This is a genomic window from Salinarimonas sp., from assembly GCF_040111675.1.
In the GTDB taxonomy this organism is placed as follows: Bacteria; Pseudomonadota; Alphaproteobacteria; order Rhizobiales; family Beijerinckiaceae; genus Salinarimonas.
The window spans coordinates 184,934-203,150 of sequence record NZ_CP157794.1; the positions used below are offsets into that span (position 1 = coordinate 184,934).

General features: G+C 72.2%; 15 protein-coding genes. 2 read left to right on the top strand and 13 right to left on the bottom strand.

The genetic code is table 11. The annotated features are described in order from the left end of the window. Positions 1–112: 112 nt before the first annotated feature. Together ABL310_RS00820 and ABL310_RS00825 are read right to left on the bottom strand one after the other, a co-directional pair. On the bottom strand, positions 113–952 hold the full coding sequence (locus ABL310_RS00820; RefSeq protein WP_349369829.1) for an isocitrate lyase/phosphoenolpyruvate mutase family protein: 840 nt from the start codon (positions 950–952) through the stop codon (positions 113–115). Between the two features lie 41 nt (positions 953–993). Then, positions 994–1,848: a 3-oxoacyl-[acyl-carrier-protein] synthase III C-terminal domain-containing protein gene (locus tag ABL310_RS00825; RefSeq protein WP_349369830.1), complete on the bottom strand. Its 855-nt coding sequence runs from the start codon at positions 1,846–1,848 to the stop codon at positions 994–996. 361 nt (positions 1,849–2,209) lie between these two features. Between ABL310_RS00825 and ABL310_RS00830 the strand changes: the two genes are divergently transcribed. After that, positions 2,210–4,441: an iron-containing redox enzyme family protein gene (locus ABL310_RS00830; RefSeq protein ID WP_349369831.1), complete on the top strand. Its 2,232-nt coding sequence runs from the start codon at positions 2,210–2,212 to the stop codon at positions 4,439–4,441. Beyond that, the gene (locus ABL310_RS00835; RefSeq protein WP_349369832.1) at positions 4,438–4,920 is read left to right on the top strand and encodes an OsmC family protein; all 483 of its coding nucleotides are present in this window, start codon (positions 4,438–4,440) and stop codon (positions 4,918–4,920) included. The genes ABL310_RS00830 and ABL310_RS00835 overlap by 4 nt, the downstream gene beginning before the upstream one ends. On the opposite strand, the gene ABL310_RS00840 is transcribed toward ABL310_RS00835, so the two are convergent. Genes ABL310_RS00840 through ABL310_RS00890 form a run of 11 tightly spaced genes read right to left on the bottom strand, consistent with a single transcriptional unit; the run spans position 4,901 to position 18,213 of the window. After that, positions 4,901–6,094 carry a cytochrome P450 gene (locus tag ABL310_RS00840; RefSeq protein WP_349369833.1) on the bottom strand — a complete coding sequence of 398 codons (1,194 nt, stop codon included), beginning with the start codon at positions 6,092–6,094 and terminating at the stop codon, positions 4,901–4,903. The two genes, ABL310_RS00835 and ABL310_RS00840, sit on opposite strands and share 20 nt — an antisense overlap. Before the next feature lie 17 nt (positions 6,095–6,111). After that, a complete protein-coding gene (locus ABL310_RS00845) occupies positions 6,112–6,870 on the bottom strand; it encodes an alpha/beta fold hydrolase (protein WP_349369834.1) in 759 nt (252 codons plus the stop codon). A 13-nt stretch (positions 6,871–6,883) separates the two neighbouring features. Beyond that, positions 6,884–8,074, bottom strand: coding sequence for an acyl-CoA dehydrogenase (locus ABL310_RS00850; protein WP_349369835.1), 1,191 nt, complete (start codon positions 8,072–8,074; stop codon positions 6,884–6,886). Then, positions 8,071–9,141, bottom strand: coding sequence for a C45 family peptidase (locus ABL310_RS00855; RefSeq protein WP_349369836.1), 1,071 nt, complete (start codon positions 9,139–9,141; stop codon positions 8,071–8,073). Before ABL310_RS00855 ends, ABL310_RS00850 begins: the two co-directional genes overlap by 4 nt. Next, complete coding sequence (locus tag ABL310_RS00860) at positions 9,141–9,740, bottom strand: GNAT family protein (RefSeq protein ID WP_349369837.1); 600 nt, start codon at positions 9,738–9,740, stop codon at positions 9,141–9,143. The genes ABL310_RS00855 and ABL310_RS00860 overlap by 1 nt, the downstream gene beginning before the upstream one ends. 1 nt (position 9,741) lies before the next feature. Beyond that, positions 9,742–9,999 (bottom strand): acyl carrier protein, encoded by a 258-nt coding sequence (locus tag ABL310_RS00865; protein WP_349369838.1) that lies wholly within the window; start codon positions 9,997–9,999, stop codon positions 9,742–9,744. Continuing rightward, positions 9,986–11,545 (bottom strand): AMP-binding protein, encoded by a 1,560-nt coding sequence (locus tag ABL310_RS00870; RefSeq protein WP_349369839.1) that lies wholly within the window; start codon positions 11,543–11,545, stop codon positions 9,986–9,988. The genes ABL310_RS00865 and ABL310_RS00870 overlap by 14 nt, the downstream gene beginning before the upstream one ends. Before the next feature lie 5 nt (positions 11,546–11,550). Further along, the gene (locus ABL310_RS00875) at positions 11,551–14,853 is read right to left on the bottom strand and encodes an amino acid adenylation domain-containing protein (protein WP_349369840.1); all 3,303 of its coding nucleotides are present in this window, start codon (positions 14,851–14,853) and stop codon (positions 11,551–11,553) included. Next, complete coding sequence (locus tag ABL310_RS00880) at positions 14,853–15,113, bottom strand: acyl carrier protein (RefSeq protein ID WP_349369841.1); 261 nt, start codon at positions 15,111–15,113, stop codon at positions 14,853–14,855. Before ABL310_RS00880 ends, ABL310_RS00875 begins: the two co-directional genes overlap by 1 nt. Beyond that, positions 15,110–17,152, bottom strand: a complete 2,043-nt coding sequence (locus ABL310_RS00885; RefSeq protein ID WP_349369842.1) for a class I tRNA ligase family protein — start codon at positions 17,150–17,152, stop codon at positions 15,110–15,112. Before ABL310_RS00885 ends, ABL310_RS00880 begins: the two co-directional genes overlap by 4 nt. After that, entirely contained in the window at positions 17,149–18,213 is a 1,065-nt protein-coding gene (locus tag ABL310_RS00890; protein WP_349369843.1) for an FAD-dependent oxidoreductase, read from the bottom strand. The genes ABL310_RS00885 and ABL310_RS00890 overlap by 4 nt, the downstream gene beginning before the upstream one ends. Between the last annotated feature and the right edge of the window lie 4 nt (positions 18,214–18,217).

The window sequence follows — 18,217 nt, forward strand, 5'->3', positions numbered from 1 at the left end:
AGCAGAGCAAGGCTTTCAGCGCCGCTTGCCGTCAGCGTGTGTACCACCGCGGTGGACCACCGGCAAGTACTCGCTGATCGTCCGGAGCACATGCCGCGTGCACGAGAACGGCTCACACGGTCCCGCGCGCAAGCAACGTTTCCAGCTCGGCCTGCGGCAGGGCCGCGGACAGACGCTTGAAGTCGCCCTTCGCAACGATATCGCCTAGGGTCGAGACGAGCGCGCCGAGGACGCTTCGCGCCAAGGCCGAGCCGAGCGACAGGCGCGCGACGCCGATCTCCGCGAATGCCGTGCGCGGCAGCTGGGCGAAGGAGCCGGAGACGAGCGCGTTCACGGGCAGGGCGGTTCCGGCGCAGATGCGGGCGAGGGACTCGAAATCCGGAGGCGCGGGCAGGTACAGGCAATCGGCGCCGGCCGCCTCGAAGGCTCGCAGTCGCGACAGACCTTCCTCCAGATCGTAGCAGCGGGCGAAGAGCCCGTCGGCCCGTGCGACGAGCACCAGATCGCGCGGCGCCGCGCGTACCGCCGCCACCGCGGCCCGAATGCGCTCGGTCGCGAGGTCCGCGGAGTACGCGAGACCCGTACGATCGACGTCCTCGATCGAGATCCCCGCGACGCCCGCTTCGCAGGCGAGCCGAACGCTCTCGGCGACCGCGTCCGGAGCCTCTCCGTAACCGTCGGCGAGATCGGCGGAGACGGGAAGCGGCGTCGCGCGCACCAGATCCTCGACATGCGCGAGCATGCGGTCGCGGCCCGGGGCATCCGGCCCGAAATCCGGCAGCCCGAGGGTCGCCGCGTATCCGGCCGAGCTCGTCCCGATGGCCGGGGCGCCGAGCGCGGCCATGATCCGCGCCGACCCGACGTCCCAGGCGTTGGCGAGAACGAAGGGATCGCCGCGTCTGTGCAGCGCGCGAAAGGCGGGTCCGGGATCGTGCGGGACGCGTGCAGTCATGTCTGGCTCCTCCGAACGCATCGGATAGGACGGCTTCGAGATCAGACCGCGCCCGTCGCGGCGGCGAGCATCGCCGAGATGCGCAGACCGGGCACCGAGCCCGCGAGCACGATCCGGTCTCCCGGCGCGAGCGTCTCGGCACGCGCGTAGTCGGCGAGGTTGACGATCGGATCCGCCGCGAAACAGTGCGCGCAGCGCGCCACGTTGTCGAGATAGAGCTGCTCGGGCGCCCAGCCGCCCTGGATCTCGGACATGGCGAGCACCGGGCGGAACACGTTCGTCGGCATGACGGCGCGCACCCCGCCGCGCGGCGTGCCGCTGCGGCGCAGGAGCATGTCGTCGACGCGTGCGTTGAGCTCCGCGCTCAGGCGGGCGCCCTCGTCCATCCGGGCGACGTCGCCGCCGCCGGACATCGCGATGAGGTCGAAACCCGAGCCAGCCCGGCGCGCGTCGCGGGCGCTCAGAACGCAGCTCGCCGCGCCGTCCGAGAACAAGGCGAAAGGCCGCAGGCGATCCTGCGGTCCATGCGCCGCGTCTGCGGCGACCAGGAGAACGTGGCGGTGTCCGCTGGCCACGAGGCCCTCCGCCATCCTCAGCCCCGCCATCAGACCGGCGCAGCGCGCGGCGGTCACCCCGGCGGCCCAGGCGTCCGACACGCCGACCGTGCGCGCGATGTCGCCGATCAGCCGGGCGTGATCCGCGGGCTCGCCGGCGATCCGGGTCGCGCACAGGAGAAGAGCGTCGATCTCGTGCGGATCGAGATCGGACGCGGCGAGGCTTTCGCCGGCGCTCAGCGCAGCGGTGCGCGCCAGCGGTTCGTCCGCGACGAAGTACCGGTCGAGCCCTAGGAGATCGGGATCGTAGGGCAGGTCGCAGCCCGTGAACAGCGCCTCCATGCCGGGCGTCTCGGCGCACCGACGCTCGATTCCCCCGAGCCGATACGCGAGTCCGTGAAGATGCGCGCGCGCGACCCCGTCTCGCGCAATGGGCTCGTCGATCCTGTCCGTTCGTGTCGGCACGGGTCACCTCGCCAGAACGCCGCCGCGCGGTCGAACAGCCGTCCGCGCTCGCCTAACCTTTAGGCCAACGGCGCGGCGCGCCCGTCACGCCGCCGCACGCGCGGCCGTAAACCGCGGCGGGCGCGAATTCACGGTGCTTTCACGATCAGGCGACGTCTCGCGTTCCGGTCGTAGGCTATCGAGCAAATGCATCGGCTCATTTCGCCGGTCGCCATCAGGGAGTTCAAGGGAGGACCCCATGCTCGCGCTCTCACAATCCTGGCGCACGCGCCGCAAGAAGGTGGTTTTCAGCGCCGGCGCGATCGAGGAAGGCGAGGCCGTGATCGGGCTCGGGGCCGCGGAGGTTCTGCGGCGGCTTCTCCGCGACCGCGAGAGTGAGGCGAGCTTCTACGTCGCGCGCCGCGTCGTCGCCGCGCGGCTCGAAAGCTTGGCGCCGGACGCGGATCTGGTCGCCGCGACGCTTCCCGCGCCGGGGCGGCTCGATGCGGATGCGCTCATCGCCTACGCCGTCGAGCAGGGTGTGGCCTGTGCGCGCACGGTGAGCGACGCGCTCGCGGGCGCCGAGACACGGGTCCATGCGGCGGTCCTGCGCGAGCGCGCGCCGCTGGCCCTTCTCGCCGGCGGCTGGCTCGATGGAACGAGCCAGCCGGCCGCCCAGCCGGGCGAGACCGCAAACGCCGCCTTCGGCAGGCATTGGCACTGGCTCGGCGAAGGGATTCCCGAGCGCTCCGCGCCTGCGCAGCGCCGCCGCGGGCTCGAGCGGCGCGGCGTCGTTCTGCCCTCGTGCGCGGCCACGACCTTCGTCGACGCGGTCCAGGCGAGCCCCACCACGTCGCTCGCGGCGTCCTTCATGCTCGCGCTCGGCCGGTTCTCGCTGACCTACTTGCCGGAGGTCGTCGGCTTCGAGGTGGCCTTCCACGCGATCGGCCTCGATCAGGCGCTTCTCGACGCTCCGGACGCGCCGACGGCGGAAGACGGGCGCTTCCTTCTCGAGACGATCATGGCCGAGGCGGGTCGGGCGGACGCGGACGAGACGGCGCGGCGCGTCCTTCACGGGGCCGCCGCGGCGCTCTCCATCGAGCGCCGCCATGCAGCTCTGCTGGCGGAGCTCGCGACGCGCACGGCCGGCCAGAGCCTCGATTCGCGGGTCGCGGCGCTTGTGCGACGCCATGCGCCGATGGCCGGCTCCCAGCACCGGCGCGTCCGCGTCGGCGGGGTCGCCATGTCGGAGACGTTCTCGCGTCCCGATGTCGACATCGAGGCGTTCATGCGCGCCTTCAAGGCGTCTTCGCATCTGCGAACCACCTCCGGCGGCTCGTGCCGTTTCGTACAGGCGCTGAAATTCGGCGGGCCGATGTTCGGGATCTTCGATGCCGAGGAGGCGGAGCTGTTCGCGCTGTGGTCCCGCACGGCGCGCGAGACGGCCGACGGGCCCATCGACCTGAGCGAGCCTAGACCGGAAGATCCCGCGGGTCTGGCCGATCTCGCCGTCCTGCAGGCCGGCCGGCTCGCAGAGATCGCGATCGCGGACGCCGAGCTCGAGGATCCGCGGGAGACGTTCCACCGCCTCGTGAACGTGGAACTCCATCCGCACGTGCTCGCCCCGGCGCGCTCCATCGCGGCGGCCAACCTGGAGACCGCTCGGTTCCTGTTCGAGGCCGGCGCTCAGGGCCGTTACACAGACGGCTCGTTCTTCCCCTATTCCCCCGACGCGCTGCTCGCCCGCGTCGATGCGATCTACTGGGACAAGCTCGTCACGCCCTACACGCCGCTCGAGGCGGTCCCGAGTCGTGACGAGGTCATCGCTCAGCAGAAAGCCTTCGCGCTCGGCAACCTGATCGACGGAAGCTGGTCCTGGCGCATCGGCGCCGTGAGCGCCTTCGAGCGCCCGAGCGATGGGCGACTTTTCGCGATCCACGCCGACGAAATGGGCCTGGGCGACACGCGCAAGAACCACATCACGCTGATCTGCCGCGTCCTCGCCGGCATGGGCGTGAGCCTTCCGCACATCGCCGATCCGGAGTTCCGGAACGAGACGGAGTTTGCGGACGAGCTCTACGGATTCGCGCTTCACCAGCTGTCGCTGGCGCTGTTCCCGGACACATTCTACCCGGAGATCGTCGGCTACAATCTCGCCATCGAGATGTTCGGCCTGGGCGAGCTGCGGCTCCACGAGATCCAGAAGCTGAAGGCGCACGGCTTCGACGCCATCTACGAGGAGGCGCACCTGTCCATCGACAACGCATCCTCGGGCCATGCGCGGCAATCGGCCGAGATCGTGATCACCTACCTCGACGACGTGCGCCGCAGCTTCGGCGAGGCGGAGATGCATGCGGCGTGGGAGCGCGTCTGGACGGGCTATTGCAGCTTCGCGCGCTTCGTCGAGGCGGGGCGGATACCGCTTCCCGACGCTCCGGCCGGAATGCCGACGGCCGAGCCCGACGGCGCGCTCGACGTGCTGATCCTATGACGAGCCGGAGCGCGATCCGAACGCGCATCGTCTGGACCGGCGAGACCCGGATGGACGGCGCCTATTCCCGCGGGCACCTCTGGATGCCGGATGGAGGCCACGCGATCAAGGCCTCGGCGTCACCGCACCTGGTGCCGATTCCGCATGCCGATCCCCTCGCCCTCGACCCAGAAGAGGCGCTCCTCGGGGCGCTGGCGAGCTGCCACATGCTGTTCTTTCTTCATCTGGCCTCGCAGGAGGGCCTCGTGGTGCGCATCTACGAGGACGCCGCGGAGGGTAGGCTCGCGACCGACGCGGACGGCGGGATGAGCCTCGCCTGGGCGCGTCTGTCGCCGAGCGTCGACTTCGAGGCGATGCTCGGCGACGACGCGCTCGTGGACCTGCACGCGCGCGCCCACGCCCGCTGCATCGTGGCGCGCTCGCTCCGTACCCGCGTGGAAATCGCCCCGAGGCCGGCGACTACCACCCTCCGGATATGACGGGAATTCGGGCGTTCGCCGAGGGAAGATAGGCGAGCCGGTCGAGCGCGATCCGCGCCGGCGAGAAGCCGATCTCGGACAGCCCGGCGATCATGCCCGTCGCGATCGCCACCGCGATCCCCGCGCCGGGACAGCGGTGCGCGCCCTCCGAGAAGGTGTGCAGGACGGGGTCGCGGCGCGCGGGATCGAACACGTCGGGCTCGGGGTTCGCCGCCTCGTCCCGGTTGGCGCTCGCGAGCAGCAGCAGCACCGTGTCGCCCGGCGCGAGCGCCACCCCGGCGATCTCGGCCGCGTCCGCCAGCACGCGACGAGTGTTCTGGATGGCCGCGTCGTGCCGCGCGGCCTCGCGTACGACGCCGGCCGCGAGCCCGGGATCGGCTCCGAGGCGCGCCGCGACGTCCGGATGACGGGCGAGCGCGACGAGCGCGTTGCCGACGAGGCCCGCCGTCGCGTCGTAGGTCTGCGACATGAGCCCGATCACGTTGGCGTCGCGCGCCTCCTCGTCGCCGGGCCGCGCGCGGTCGAGCTCGTCGGCGACGGCGTGCGCCAGGCCGTGTCCCGGCCGCCGCCACAAGGCGCGCGTCTCGTCCAGCAGCGCAGCGGCGGCGCGCTTCGCGTCCTCGACCTCGGCCGGCGTCGCAATGGGCGAGATCGCGCCGACGAAGCGCCCGACCAGGGCTGCGAAGGCGCTCGCGCGCTCCGCGGGATAGCCGCAGAGCGCGGCGACGGTCTCGACCGGAATGCGGAAGGCGAGGTCGGTCGGCGTCGGCGGCGCGGAGGAGTCCTTGGACGACGCCTCGACCGCGGCCCGCGTCCGCGATCGCGCGTCCGCGGCGATCGCCTCCGGATCGCAGCCGGCGATCGCCGCGACGATCGCCGTCTTGCGCTGGGCCTGCGCCTGGCCGTCGGTCATCCGTACCAGCCGCCCGAACACGGCGCCGGCGGGCGAGCCCTCGATGGCCGGCGGCACCGGCTGCCCCGGGGGGCGCACGCGCGCCTGCGGCGCCGCCAGGACGGCTCGCACGGCGGCGCTCGTGGTGGCGAGGATGAGCCCGCTCGCCTCGTCGCGCAGCACCGGACCGCGGGCGCGCAGGCCGGCGTAGTAGGGATAGGGATCGGCCATGCCGACGGCATGGGTCGGGTGGGCGGGCGCTTCGGGCTCGGCTCGGGGCATCGCGGGGTCGTCTCCGATCAGATCGTCAGCGAGAGCGCATCGTCCGCGAAGCAGCCTTCGATCTCGGCCACTATAGTGGGGCAATTCTCGGTCAGGAACGGGAAGAAGTGCCCTCCCTGGAACACCTGCATGCGCACAGGCGCACGCGTGACACGCTCCCATCCGCGAACGGAGTCGATCGGCACGTGCATGTCCTCCGCGCCGGCGAGAAGCGTGAAGGGCACGTCGAGGATCGGCTCCGGCGCGAGGCGGTAGGACGCGACGAGAGCGAAGTCCGCGCGCAGCATGGCCGCGAGATAGGCGCGCACGTCGGCGTCGGCGAGCGCGTCCTCAGGAAGACCGCCGAGCTCCGCCACCGCCTCGACGAAATCGGCATCCGGCAGCGTCACGGCGCGGCGGACGAAGGGCGACGGGACGAGGCTCGGTTCCCGGCATCCCGAGAGGAACAGGCGCGCCGGCGTATGCGCCTCGCCGAGACGGCGCGCGACCTCGAAGGCCAGGAGCGCGCCGAGGCTGTGGCCGAAGAAGGCGGTGGGCGCTGGCTCGAGCGCGCCGAGTGCGTCGGCGAGGCTCGCCGCGAGGCTCGGTATGGCGTCGGCCTGCCCGGCTCCCGCTTCGTGCGGATAGCGCGCAACCAGGAGCTCCACGTCCGGATCGAGACGCGCGCGAAACGGCTGGAAGGCGTCGGAGGTGCCGCCCGCATGCGGAAAGCAGACGAGCCGCGCACGGGGCGCGCAGCGGCCCTTCTCGCAGAAGAGCTCGTTGAAGAGGGTCATGGAGCGCGCTTTCTCAGGTCAGCACGCCGTCGGCGAGCGCATCGCCGATGGCGAGAAGCTGTATCTCCGTCGTGCCCTCGTAGATCCGCAGCGCCCGGATCTCGCGGTAGAGCCGCTCCGTTTCGCTGCCGAGCGCGCAGCCGGCTGCGCCGCACAGCTGCAACGCGTCGTCCACGATCGTCTGCGCCGCTTCGGTGCCGACGACCTTGGCCATGCAGGAACGCACCGCTGCGCTCGGCTGGCCCGAGTCGGCCTCCCAGGCCGCCTGCAGCGCGACGAGCGTCACCCCGTTCCCGGCGCACGCCATGCGCGCGAGGCGCGTCGCGCCGAGCTGCGTGCGCGCGAGCGGGCCCGCCTTCACGATCCGCTCGCGCGCATGCCCGAGCGCGACCTGCAGCGCACGCCGTGCGAACCCGGAGGCGGCTGCGGCCACGGTCAGGCGGAACGCATCGAGCGTCTCTCCCGCGAGCATCAGCCCCAGGCCCTCCTCCCCGACGAGAGCCGCGCGCGGCGTCTCGCACCCCGAGAGCCGCAGGTGACCGATCGCTCGCGGCGCGACCAGCGCCACCGGCTCCGTGGCGAGGCCGCTCGCAGCGCGGGCGTCGACGACGACGAGGCTGAGCCCGAGCGGTCCCGGGACGCCCGTCCGCGCCAGGACGCAGTACAGGTCGGCGACGCCGGCATGCGCGATCCACGCCTTCTCGCCGTCGATTTGGAAGCGGTCCCCCTCCGCCCGCGCCGTGGTGGCGATCCGGGCGAGGTCGGACCCGACGCTCGGCTCCGTGAGCGCGAACGCGCCGATCACACGACCCTCGCGAAGAGCCCTCACCGCGCCCGCATGGGCGTGGCCTCCGAGCCCGATCGCGAAGGCGCTCAGCGCCTGGATCGAGAAGGAGAAATCAAGGAGGTCCTCGAGCCAGGCGAAGGCGTGGCGGCACAGGCAGACGGCCCGCAGGTCCCAGGGCGCGCCCGGCTCCGCGGGGATCGCGGCCGCGAGCCAGCCGTCCCGGGCGAGGAGCGCGACGAAGCCCCGTGCGGCCGCCTCCGGCGCCAAGCCGGCGATGCGGCGCACCTCGTCGCGGGAGTCCCGGACCCACCCCTGAAGAGATTCGGCCAGCCGTCGATGCCGCTCCTCGAGCAGCGGCAGCGCCAGCACGGCGGGATCGAACAGCGGCGCGGCGTCGAGATGGTCCGACGCGTTCATGGCAGGGCCTCCGCATTGGGATATTGGGCTCGTGCGCTCAGGACGAGGCCGGGGCCGCGCCGCGGATCGCCGCCACGCAGAGTGATGCGCCCCGCCGCCGGCTCGAGAACCACCGCCGCGACGGTCCGCTCCCGCGAGAAGCCGGCGGGCGGACGCACGTTGACGGGGGGCTGCGCCAGCGCGTCGAGGATCGCTTCGGCGTCGTCCGGCAAGGCGTCGATCAGCGACGCAGCCGCCCGTCGACGCGCTGTCGAGCCGTTGCGTGCGAAGATGTTGAGGGTGTCGTCCGCGAGGTGGTCGGGGTGCTCGAAATGGTTCGCATGGGCGAGGCGCGCACCCTCGATCACGCGCAGCCGTCCCGGCGCCGCCTCGACGCAGGCGACGCGGCGCGGGTCGCAGAGCATGAAGCTGCGCGACGAGGCGAGCGGCAGCGTCTCCAGCATGGCGAGGGCCTCGGGAACGTCGCGCGCGCGATCGATCAGGTGGCGGATGACGAGGTAGGGCGGCACCCCCGCGCCCCATTCGCCGGCGAGGACCAGGTTGAGGCCGACCGCGAGACCCGCCGCGTTCATGCCTAGATAGCCGAGAAGACCCGTGAAGGTGACGATCACGGCGCGCCCGCCCGCGATGCCTTCGCCGCTCGTCTCGAGGACGTGGAGCTGCTCGTCCATCGGGCCCGCCAGATCCACGGTCTGGGCGAGGACGGAGCGTCCGTTCTCCGCAACCGCGATCGTGGTGCAGTCGCCCAGCGTGTCGAAACGGCTGTAGCCCATCAGCTCGCGCCGCGCCTGCAGCAGGACGGCGTCCTCGAGCGGGACGCCCGCGCCGATCGCGAGCCCCTCGATCTCGCTCCAGAGATCGGGCGTGTGGTGCGCGATCGCGCGCGCGATCCCGGCGAGATCCTCCGAGGCGCGCGCCCGGTCGAACGGCTGTCGCGCGGACAGACGATCGAGCCAGGCGTGCCCGTCGTGGAGGAAGCCGCGGATGCGGTCGCCTGCGGCGCGACCGTGCGCTTCGCCGCGCAGCCGTGGCGGCCCGCGCAAGGCGATGACCGGGACGCGTCGCATCAGGCGAGCTCCAGATGCGCCTGCAACCGCTCCGAGACGGCAGGCCATTCGGCGCGGAGAACGGAATAGAAGATTGCGTCCCGCCGCCGCCCGCCGGGCATGTAGTTGAAGCTTCGCAGCACGCCCTCCTCGACGGCGCCGATGTTGCGCAGGCCGCGCCGGGCCCGGTCGTTCAGCACGTCGGTCTTGAACTCCACCCGCTCGCAGCCCAGGCGCTCGAAGGCGTGGCGCAGAAGGACGTGCTTGGCCGCGGCGTTGACCCCGCGCCCCCTGAAATCGCGTCCGAGCCACGACCAGCCGATCTCGATGCGGCGGTCCGCCTCGGCGAGGTTGCCGAACGACATCGAGCCCGCGACGCGGCCGCTCGCCTTCTCGATCACCGAGAAAACGTAGCGGCGCCCGGCCGCGATATCGGCGAGGCCGGTGGTCATGAAGGCGTCGAGATCGGCCTCGGCGTCGATCCGGGTGGTGAAGTACGTCCAGATGTCGGATTCGAAGGCGATCTGCGCGAGAGCGTCGCGATCGTGCGCCTGAAGGGGTCGAAGCAGCACGGTCTCGTTCTCGAGCCGCGCATCGGCGAGTTCGTCGGACCAGGTCATGTCAGGCAGCCTCCGCTCGACGAACGCGGTCCAGTCGCTCGACCACGCCGCGCCCGGTGGTCATCCCGGCGATATCGGCTTCCGTGAGGCTCGAGAGGCCGACTCCCAGCTCGCGGCAAAGGGCGGTGACCAGCATCACCAGCTTCATCGACGTGAGGCCGATCTCCTCGGTGAGGTGGGCGTCGAGGTCCAGCTCGGGGCCGACCGCCGGCATCAGTCGCGCGACGCAGGCGCGCAGCTTCGTCTCAATGTCGTCCATGGGTCTCGTCTCCGTATGCGGCGTCGATGGCCTCGCGATGGCGTGCGAGGATGGAGGGTCGGCGGGGCTTGCCCTGGGAGGTCAAGAGCCCGTTCTCTTCCGTGAAGGGCGGCACGACGATCGCGTCGCCGATTCGGGCGCCGTGCGGGACGCGCAAGGCGCGCACGCGTCGGCGAGCCTCCTCGGGGTCGGCCCCCTCCGCGAGCGCGATCAGCGCGAGGAGGTGCGGGCGCCCGGAGCCGGCGAGGACGCATTGCGCGATTTCCGGCAGCGCGAGAGCGGCTTCCTCGATCGGTCGCCCCATAACGTTGCGGCCGTCCTCGAGCACGATCACGTCGTCGGACCGCCCCAGGATCCACAGGAAGCCGTCGGCGTCGATGCGGCCGAGATCGCCGGTGCAGACGACGTCCTCGCCGCGGAAGATGCGCTCCGACGCGCCCTCGGGCGCGAAGCGGTAGGCGGAGCCGACGGGATGGCGGCTGCGCACGAAAACGACGCCGTTCTCGTCGATCCAGACCTCCTTTCCCCAGACCGGCCGCCCGGCGCTTCCCGGACGATGGGCGCCGGGATGGTTCTTCGTCACGATGCAGGTCTCGTTCATGCCGTAGCCTTCGTAGATCGGCAGTCGGCAGGCCTCGTGGAGGAAGTCCAGGGTCTCGCGCCGGATGGGGGCGGATCCGGTCCAGAGGTAGCGGATGCGCGCGCCGGTGACGGTCCGCGCGGCCGTGCGGTGATCGCAGCCCGTCAGAGCGGCCTCCGCCTCGATCAGCCCGCGAAGGCTTTCGAAGAAGGCGGGGACGCCCATCACCACCGTCGGTGCGCTCTCGGCCAACGTCCCGAGCGCGAGCGTGGGCGTGGTCACGACGAGATCGCAACCATAGAGGAGCGCCGTGTAGATCCAGTATCGCTGCTGGAGGAGGGACAGGGGCAGGAAGACGAACAGGCGGTCCGCAGGGCCGTGGTCGAACAGAAGCTGCGTCGCGTGGATGCCGGCGCCGATCGAGGCCCGGCTCGCCGCGAGGCCCTTCGCCTCGCCGGTACTGCCGGACGTGAACTTGAGGGCGGCGTCGTCTTCCGGGCGGCGCGACGCCCACGGCGGGGCGGCGGCGCCGACCTCCTCCGTCTCCAGCGCGTGCAGGAATGCGTCCGGGTCGAGAGTGCCCTCCGCGCCCGTCGTCGCGAAAAGGGCGGCGAGCCCATAGCGCGCGGCCAGGGCCGCGGAGGCCTCGAACTTGTCGGGCTCGAAGCCCGCGACGACGGCGCCGAGGCGCAGGCACGCGAGATCGAGCACGATCCATGCGAGGCCATTCGGCGCGCAGATCCCGACGGCGTCGCCGGCGCGGACGCCGAGCCGGGCGAGCCGCGCGGCCGCGCGCCCGGCGAGCGTCGAGACCTCCGTGTGGCTGAGACGCAGGCGCGTGCCCGGACGGATCACCTCGACGAAGCGATCCCGCGCCGGCTCTAGCGCGCACAGGCGGTCCATGAGGTGCGCGGGATCGTCCGGCTGGACGAAGTCGCGCGGCATCGGTGCGGCGGTGGCGGTCATCGGCGTCACTCCGCAGCCGTCGAGACGGGCGCCGTCTCGTTCAGGTGGGCGCCGATCGCGCGAATGCTGCCGAGGCGCAGGAAGTCGCGCATGGCGATCCGCACGCCGGTGCGGCGAGCGATTTCCAGGATCACGCGCACGGCCGCGAGCGAGGTTCCGCCCAGCTCGCCGAAGCGGGCCTCCACGTCCTCCACCGGCGCACCGAGAACGTCGGCGAAGATCCCGGCGACGACGCGCTCCCGGTCGTCGGCCGGACCGCGGACGGCTTCTCGCCCGGTCGCGGCCTCCGGTGCGAGCGCACGGCTCGCGAGCGCCTGGCGATCCACCTTGCCGTTGGCGCTGAGAGGAATCGCCGGAAGCGCGACGAACCGCTCCGGGACCATGTACCCCGGAAGGCGCGCCGCCACGTGCGCGCGCAGGGCTTCGGCGTCGAGCGCGGCGCCGGAAGCGGGCGAGACGTAGGCGACGAGAACGTCTCCCGAGGGGCCGCGGGCGGCGACGGCGGCCGCCTCGCGCACGTCCGGGTGCCCGCCGAGGCAGGCCTCGATCTCCTCGAGCTCCACCCGGTTCCCGTTGATCTTCACCTGAAAGTCGCTCCGGCCGAGAATCTCGATCACGCCGTCGGCGCGGTACCGCCCGAGGTCCCCGGTGGCGTAGAGGCGCTCCCCCGTCGGCGCGTGCGTGAAGAAGGCGCGCTGCGTTCGTTCCGGGTCACGCCAGTAGCCGCGCGCCAGCCCCGTTCCGGCCGCGTGGAGCTCGCCGGTGACGTCGTCGGGGCACTCGCGCAGGTATCGGTCGAGCACGTAGTAGAGATTGTTCGTCGTGGGGACGCCGTAGGGAACGAGGGTCGCCTGCGGATCCGAGTTCTCGATCGGATGCACGATGTTCCAGACCGTGGTCTCCGTCGGGCCTCCGAGCCCGTAGACGGCGAGATCCGGCCGCGCCCGCGCGAGATCCACCGTCAGCGGCACGGGGATCTTGTCGCCCGACATCATGACGAGCCTCAGGCTCGGCGGCAGGCCGGCGTCGAGCAGGAGCCGAACGATCTGCGGCACCGAGTTCCAGATCGTCACCCCGGCCGCGCGCGCCCGCTCCGCCCAGGCCTGCGGCTCGAGTATCTCGTCCGCGCGCGGCAGGACCAGCGCCGCTCCGCAGGAGAGCGCCCCGAAGATGTCGTATACGGACAGGTCGAAGTTGAAGGCCGAGATCCCGAACAGCCTGTCGGTCGGCCCAGCCTGAAAGCGCTGGTTGATGTCGTGCACGAGGTTGAGCACCGAGCAGTGGCTGATCATCACGCCCTTGGGCACGCCCGTCGATCCGGAGGTGAACAGGACGTATGCGAGATCGTCCTGGGCGCGCCGTTCGCGCCGGTTGTACGCGAAGGCGATCGGGTCGCCGCACAGGCTCGCATCGACGCCGAGGCGCGCGGTTCCCGCCAGCGCCTCCTCGGCGTGCGCGGGCAGCACCGGCTGCGCCAGCGCGAGGCGCGCTTCGCCGAGAGCGAGGAGCGCGTGGATCCTGTCGCGCGGCAGATCGGCCGCGACGGGAAGGTAGGCGCCGCCCGCCATCAGCACGCCGAGCGCGGCGGCCACCTGCTCCCAACCCTTCGTCATGACGACAGCGACGAGCTCGTCGCGCTGCAGGCCGCGCTCCGTGAGCCAGGCGGCGATCGCGGACGCGCGGGCGGCGAGCGCGCCGTAGGAGATCGTCTCTTCCGGCGCGACGATCGCTACGGCGTCGGGACGCTCCGCCGCGAGCCGCAGGAACGCGTCCTGCACCATGCCATCCGGAATTGCATCTTCCGTCGCGTTGACGGCCGCGCGGCGGGCGCGCTGCTCCGGCGGCAGCAGGTCGGGACGGGCCTCGCTCCACCCGCCGCCGTAGGCGAGCTTGCGCAGGAAGGCGCCGAATGAGTCGGCGAAGGCGTCCGCGAAGCCCTTGGCGAAGAGTGCCTCCACCACGTCCAGCTCGATCTCGAGCCCCTGATCGGTCTCCAAGACGAAAGCGTTGAGCCAGACCTGCGGCGTCTGCGAAACGGCGTAGATGCGCCGCCCGAGCCGCGCGAGGGCGCGCCCGTCCGCTCCAGGCGCGCCGATCGCGCAGTTGAAGGTCACGGGCAGCGGCAGCGGCGCTCCGCCGGGCCTGCCGAATCCGCGCATGATCTCCAGGCCCGAGACGCTGCGATGGTCGAGCGCGGCGGCGAGCCCGCCGCGCAGGGCCGCCGCACGCGCCTCCACCGTCGCCGGCTCGTGCCGGAACGGCGCCGGGAGCGGCCGCGTGAAGACGCCGACCACCGCCTCGACCTCGGGAACCGTCGGCGGACGATCGGCCAGGGTCACGTTGAGCGAGAAGTCCTCGCCGCCGCACCAGCACGAGAGCGTCTCGCAGAAAGCGCTCGCGAGAGCCACCGGCGCCGACAGCCCGCGATCGCGCGCCGCGGCCTGGAGGCGCGACCAGTCGCGTGGGCTCAGACGAACCAGGCGGCGCGCCGAGCGCGCTCCGCTCAGTCCGTTCGGGTCCTTTCGGGTCGGCAAGGCCGGCCCGGGCGGCAACGTCGCGGCGGCCTCGCGCCAAAAGGCGAGATCGTCGGCGTCGGGGACCTCGCGCGCGAGCGCCTCGAGGCAATCCGCGAAGCAGCTCGACGGGGCGGAGGCGAAAGCCGCCGGATCGTCGTAGGCGTCGCAGAGGTCGCGCACGAGCAGGAACATGCTCAGCCCGTCGACGGCGAGACCGTCGTGGGAGAGATGCAGCCGCATCCGGTCCGGGCCGAGCAGGCTCAGCCGCACGGTGAGCAGCGTGGCGCTCGCGAGCGGCGCGACGCGGTGGGACAGCCGATCGCGCAGCGTGGCCAGCGCCTCCTCCCGCTCCTGCGCGCCAGCCTGGGCGAGATCGAGGACGTCGAAGTCCGGCTCGACGCCTCCCGGCGGCAGGAAGCGCGCGCCGTCCGCGCAAACCCGCATGCGCAGGGCATCGTGCCGGTCCACCACGGCGCGGACGGCGTCGCGCAAGCGCGCGACGTCCCAGACGCCGTCGAACTCGTGATAGACGTGCGCGGAGACGCCGCCGAGCGGCATGCCCTCCTCGCGCCCGACGAGATAGGCCGCCTGCATGGCGGAGAGGGGATGAACCGGCGCTTCCGCGAGCGCCCGCAAATGCGCGACCAGGTCCGGCTTGCGGGCGCGCACCGCGCCGACCAGCTCCGGAGTGAGGCGTTCGCGCGACCCCTCCAGCTTCAGGTCGTCGCCTTCCAGGCAGAGCCGCAGGCCGGCTGCGGCGAGATGGTCGAGCAGATCGGCGAGCGGAGCCATCACGGGCCTCCATGGACCGAGGTTTCGAGCAGGCTGTCCGACAGCGCGGCTATGCTGCGGTCGGTCATGAGGGCCTCGAAGCCCACCTTGAGCCCGAGCTCCGCGCGCAGCCGGTACTGCAGCGTGACGGCGGCGAGCGAGGTGAGCCCGAGATCGGCCACGAGCGTGGCCGAGGGCGCAGGCGGGTCCGGCAGACGCAAGACGCGGTGGAGGGCGCCGGAAAGCCACGCCTCGAGATCGGTGCGGTCGAGCGCGCTCATTCCGCAGCCTCCGGCGTCCGAGTCGCGACGGAGACGGGCGAGGCGTCCCCGATCGGCATGAAGAACGCCGCGCGTGCGAGCGCGATTGCGCTCCCGTACGGGACGAGCCGCGCTGCGTCCGGCCAGCGCGTCGCGCCCTCGAGGCCGAGCGCTTCCGCGAGCGCCGCAGAGAAGCGCGGCGCGAGGGCCGCGGCGGCGTCGGCCAGGAGACGCGCCGCGGCGAGCTGGAGCGCGACGGCGGTGCGCCAGCGGTCCGCCTGTGCGGGGCGGCCGCGCAGATGCGCCTGCGAGTCCATGTAGCGGCGGGACGTCGTCACGAGATCGTCGAGTCGGGCGCAAGCCCGGTTGAGCGAGAAGCTTCGGGCCCCGAGCAGGCGTCCGAGCGCGCGCCGGGTCTCCTCGAGGTCGCCGAGGAAGGCCGTCTGCTCGGGCGTCCAGTCGCCCGCGTCGGGCGCACGCCCATCAAAGTCCCGCTCGACGATCGCGCCCACGTCGCGCAGCCAGCTCTGCCAGCTCCCGATGAGCGTTTCCGAGACGAACCGATCGAAATCGGCGCGGCTGAAATTCGTGCGCGACACCTCCCCACGGGTGAGCGAGAGGTAGAGCCGCACGGCGTCGACGCTGCTTTCGTCGAGGATCTCCTTGCCCCAGATCGCGTGCCGCCGGCTGGTGGAGAACTTCAGGCCGTCGAGGAGGTAGAACTCGTTGTAGTGATAGTCGATGTCCGGCGTCCAATCCGGATAGGCGGCGGCGTACAGCGCGGGATACAGGATGGCGTGGTAGAAGCTGTTGTCGTACCCGAAGAAGTGCACGATCTTCCAATCGTCCTTCGGCGCGAGCTTGTCCCAGTCGCGACCGGCCCGTCGTCCGACGGCCTCGATGCCGTAAAGGAAGCCGTAGGCCATTTCCGGCCAGACCCAGATCACCAACCGTCCCTCTTCGTCCTGCGTGGGCGCGACGCCCCAGGCGGCGGGGTGGGTGAGAGGCACGGCCGGGGCGGCGGCGATCACCGCGTCGGTGAGAGCGCGGATCCGCGCCGGAACGCGCGCACGCGCCTGATGCGCCCGGATCGCCTCTCCGGCGCGGCCGAGATCGATCGCCGGCCGCGTGAGCGCGCCGACGCGCGGCGGCGCTTCCGAAAGGCGCGAGCGCGGCTCGTCCAGGTCGACCACGAGGTTCGGCATGCCGCACTCCTCGCAGATGTTGCCGCCGCAGCCGGAGCCGCAATGCGGGCAGCGCCCGCCGACATCGACCTCGTAGAGGTACGCGCCGGTGCCGCCGTCGAACAAGGCGGGCGTCTCGCCGACGGTGACGGCCGCATGCGTCAGGACCCGGCCGAAGAAGGCGCGCAGTCCCTCCTGGTATTCCGGAGCGGAGCGGGTCAGCGTGAACTGGTCGAGCGCGACATCCATCAGGCCGAGCGTCGCCTCGATCTCGGCGGCGTAGTGCGCGGCGACGGCCTCGGGCGTCGTCCCCTCGTCGCGGGCGCGCCCGACGACGTAGCTCTGAAAGTCGTCGCTGCCGGTGACATGGTAGGCCTCCGCACCGTTCATGCGCTGGAAGCGGGTGTAGACATCCGCCGCGAGATAAGGGCCGGAGAGGTGGCCGATATGGAGGTCGCCGTTCGGAGTCGGAGGCGTCGAGAACACGAAGACCGGCCGCCCGCGAATCACGTCGGCGTCGCCGGCGGCCGCAGCCTCGGCGGCCTGACCCGGGTCGCGCCAGTAGAGGTCCGAGAAGACGAGCTCCTCGTCGGAATCGTTGCGCAGGACGTGACCCTCGAACGGCTCGAAGACGACCACGTCGCCGGCGTGGACGGGAACCGGCCCGTCTGCGGTCTCGACCACGCCGCGGCCCGCCAGGATGACGAAGGTCTCGGCCTCGTCGTGCCGATGCGGGCGGGTCTCGCCGCCGGGCGCGATCCGTCCCCAGGACGCGTGCGCGGCGGGAGCGTCGACGCGACCCAAGGGGCCGGCCGCAGCCATGGCGATCCCAAAGCTCGGCGCGAAGGATGCGTCTTTCAGGCGTTGAACTCTCATGCCGCGATCTCCGAAGGAAGAAGGTGGGTGAGCCGCTCGACCGCGGCCTGCGCGATCGCCGGGGCGAGGCGGTATCCGGAGCCGTTGCAGGCTCCGACGAACAGCATGCGGCCGCCGGCGCCCACCGGGGCCACGAGCGGGGCTCGATCGGGCGAGTAGGCGTCGCAGAACACCCGCCCGCCGCGAACTCGATCGACGAAGGACGGCGCAAGACCGTGGAGCAGCGCGGTCGCCTCCGCGAGGTGCGCTGGCGCGACGCCGCCGACGCAGGCGTCGGGATCGACGTCCCAATCCTCGCACGTGTAGGAGAACAGCCAGGCCCCGAGCCACGGAATCGGCAGCAGGAACGCGTCCTCCGCGATCAGCAGCTCGGCCGCGTCCTCCGCTGCGACCGGCGCCGCGACGTGGAGCGCCACGATCCGCTTGGTGCGGACCCCGAGCGGCTCCGTCAGCGGGGCGAAGGGGGGCGAGGCAGCCCAGGGCCCGGGCGCGAGCACGGCGGCCCGCGCGAGGAGGGTGTCGCCCGTCGTGAGCCCGAAGGCGATCCCGTCGTCGCGCTCGGTGATCGTCGCGACGCCGACGCCCTCGATGCGCGCCACACGTCCGTGAAGCTCCGTGGCGAGCGTGCGGGCGAGCTGCCCGACATCGGCGTGGTTGGCCCCGTCCACGTCGAAGGCGGAGCGCTCCGGCCGGCTCGGGACGACGGGTCCGGCGTCGCGGGCCGGCCTCACTCGCGACTGCCGGGTGAAGCGCTCGAGCCAGCGTGGCTCCGCCGTCGGCGCGTGCACCCGCATGCGGACCCGGCGCCAGCGCAGCGCCGGCCGGGCGGCGGCGAAGGTCTCGTAGAAGATCTGGGACGCGTGCGCCATCTCCCGGACCACCTCGGTCCGCCCGGTCGGGAAGTGCATTCCCGCCGAGCGGGCCGAGGCGCCGAGGGCGACGAGGTCGCGATCGATTACCGTGACGCCGAGGTCGGCGGCCGCCGCGAGGCGGTGGGCGACCATCCAGCCGACGACGCCCCCGCCGACCACGACGACGTCCGTTCGAAGCCGTTCTTGCATGACG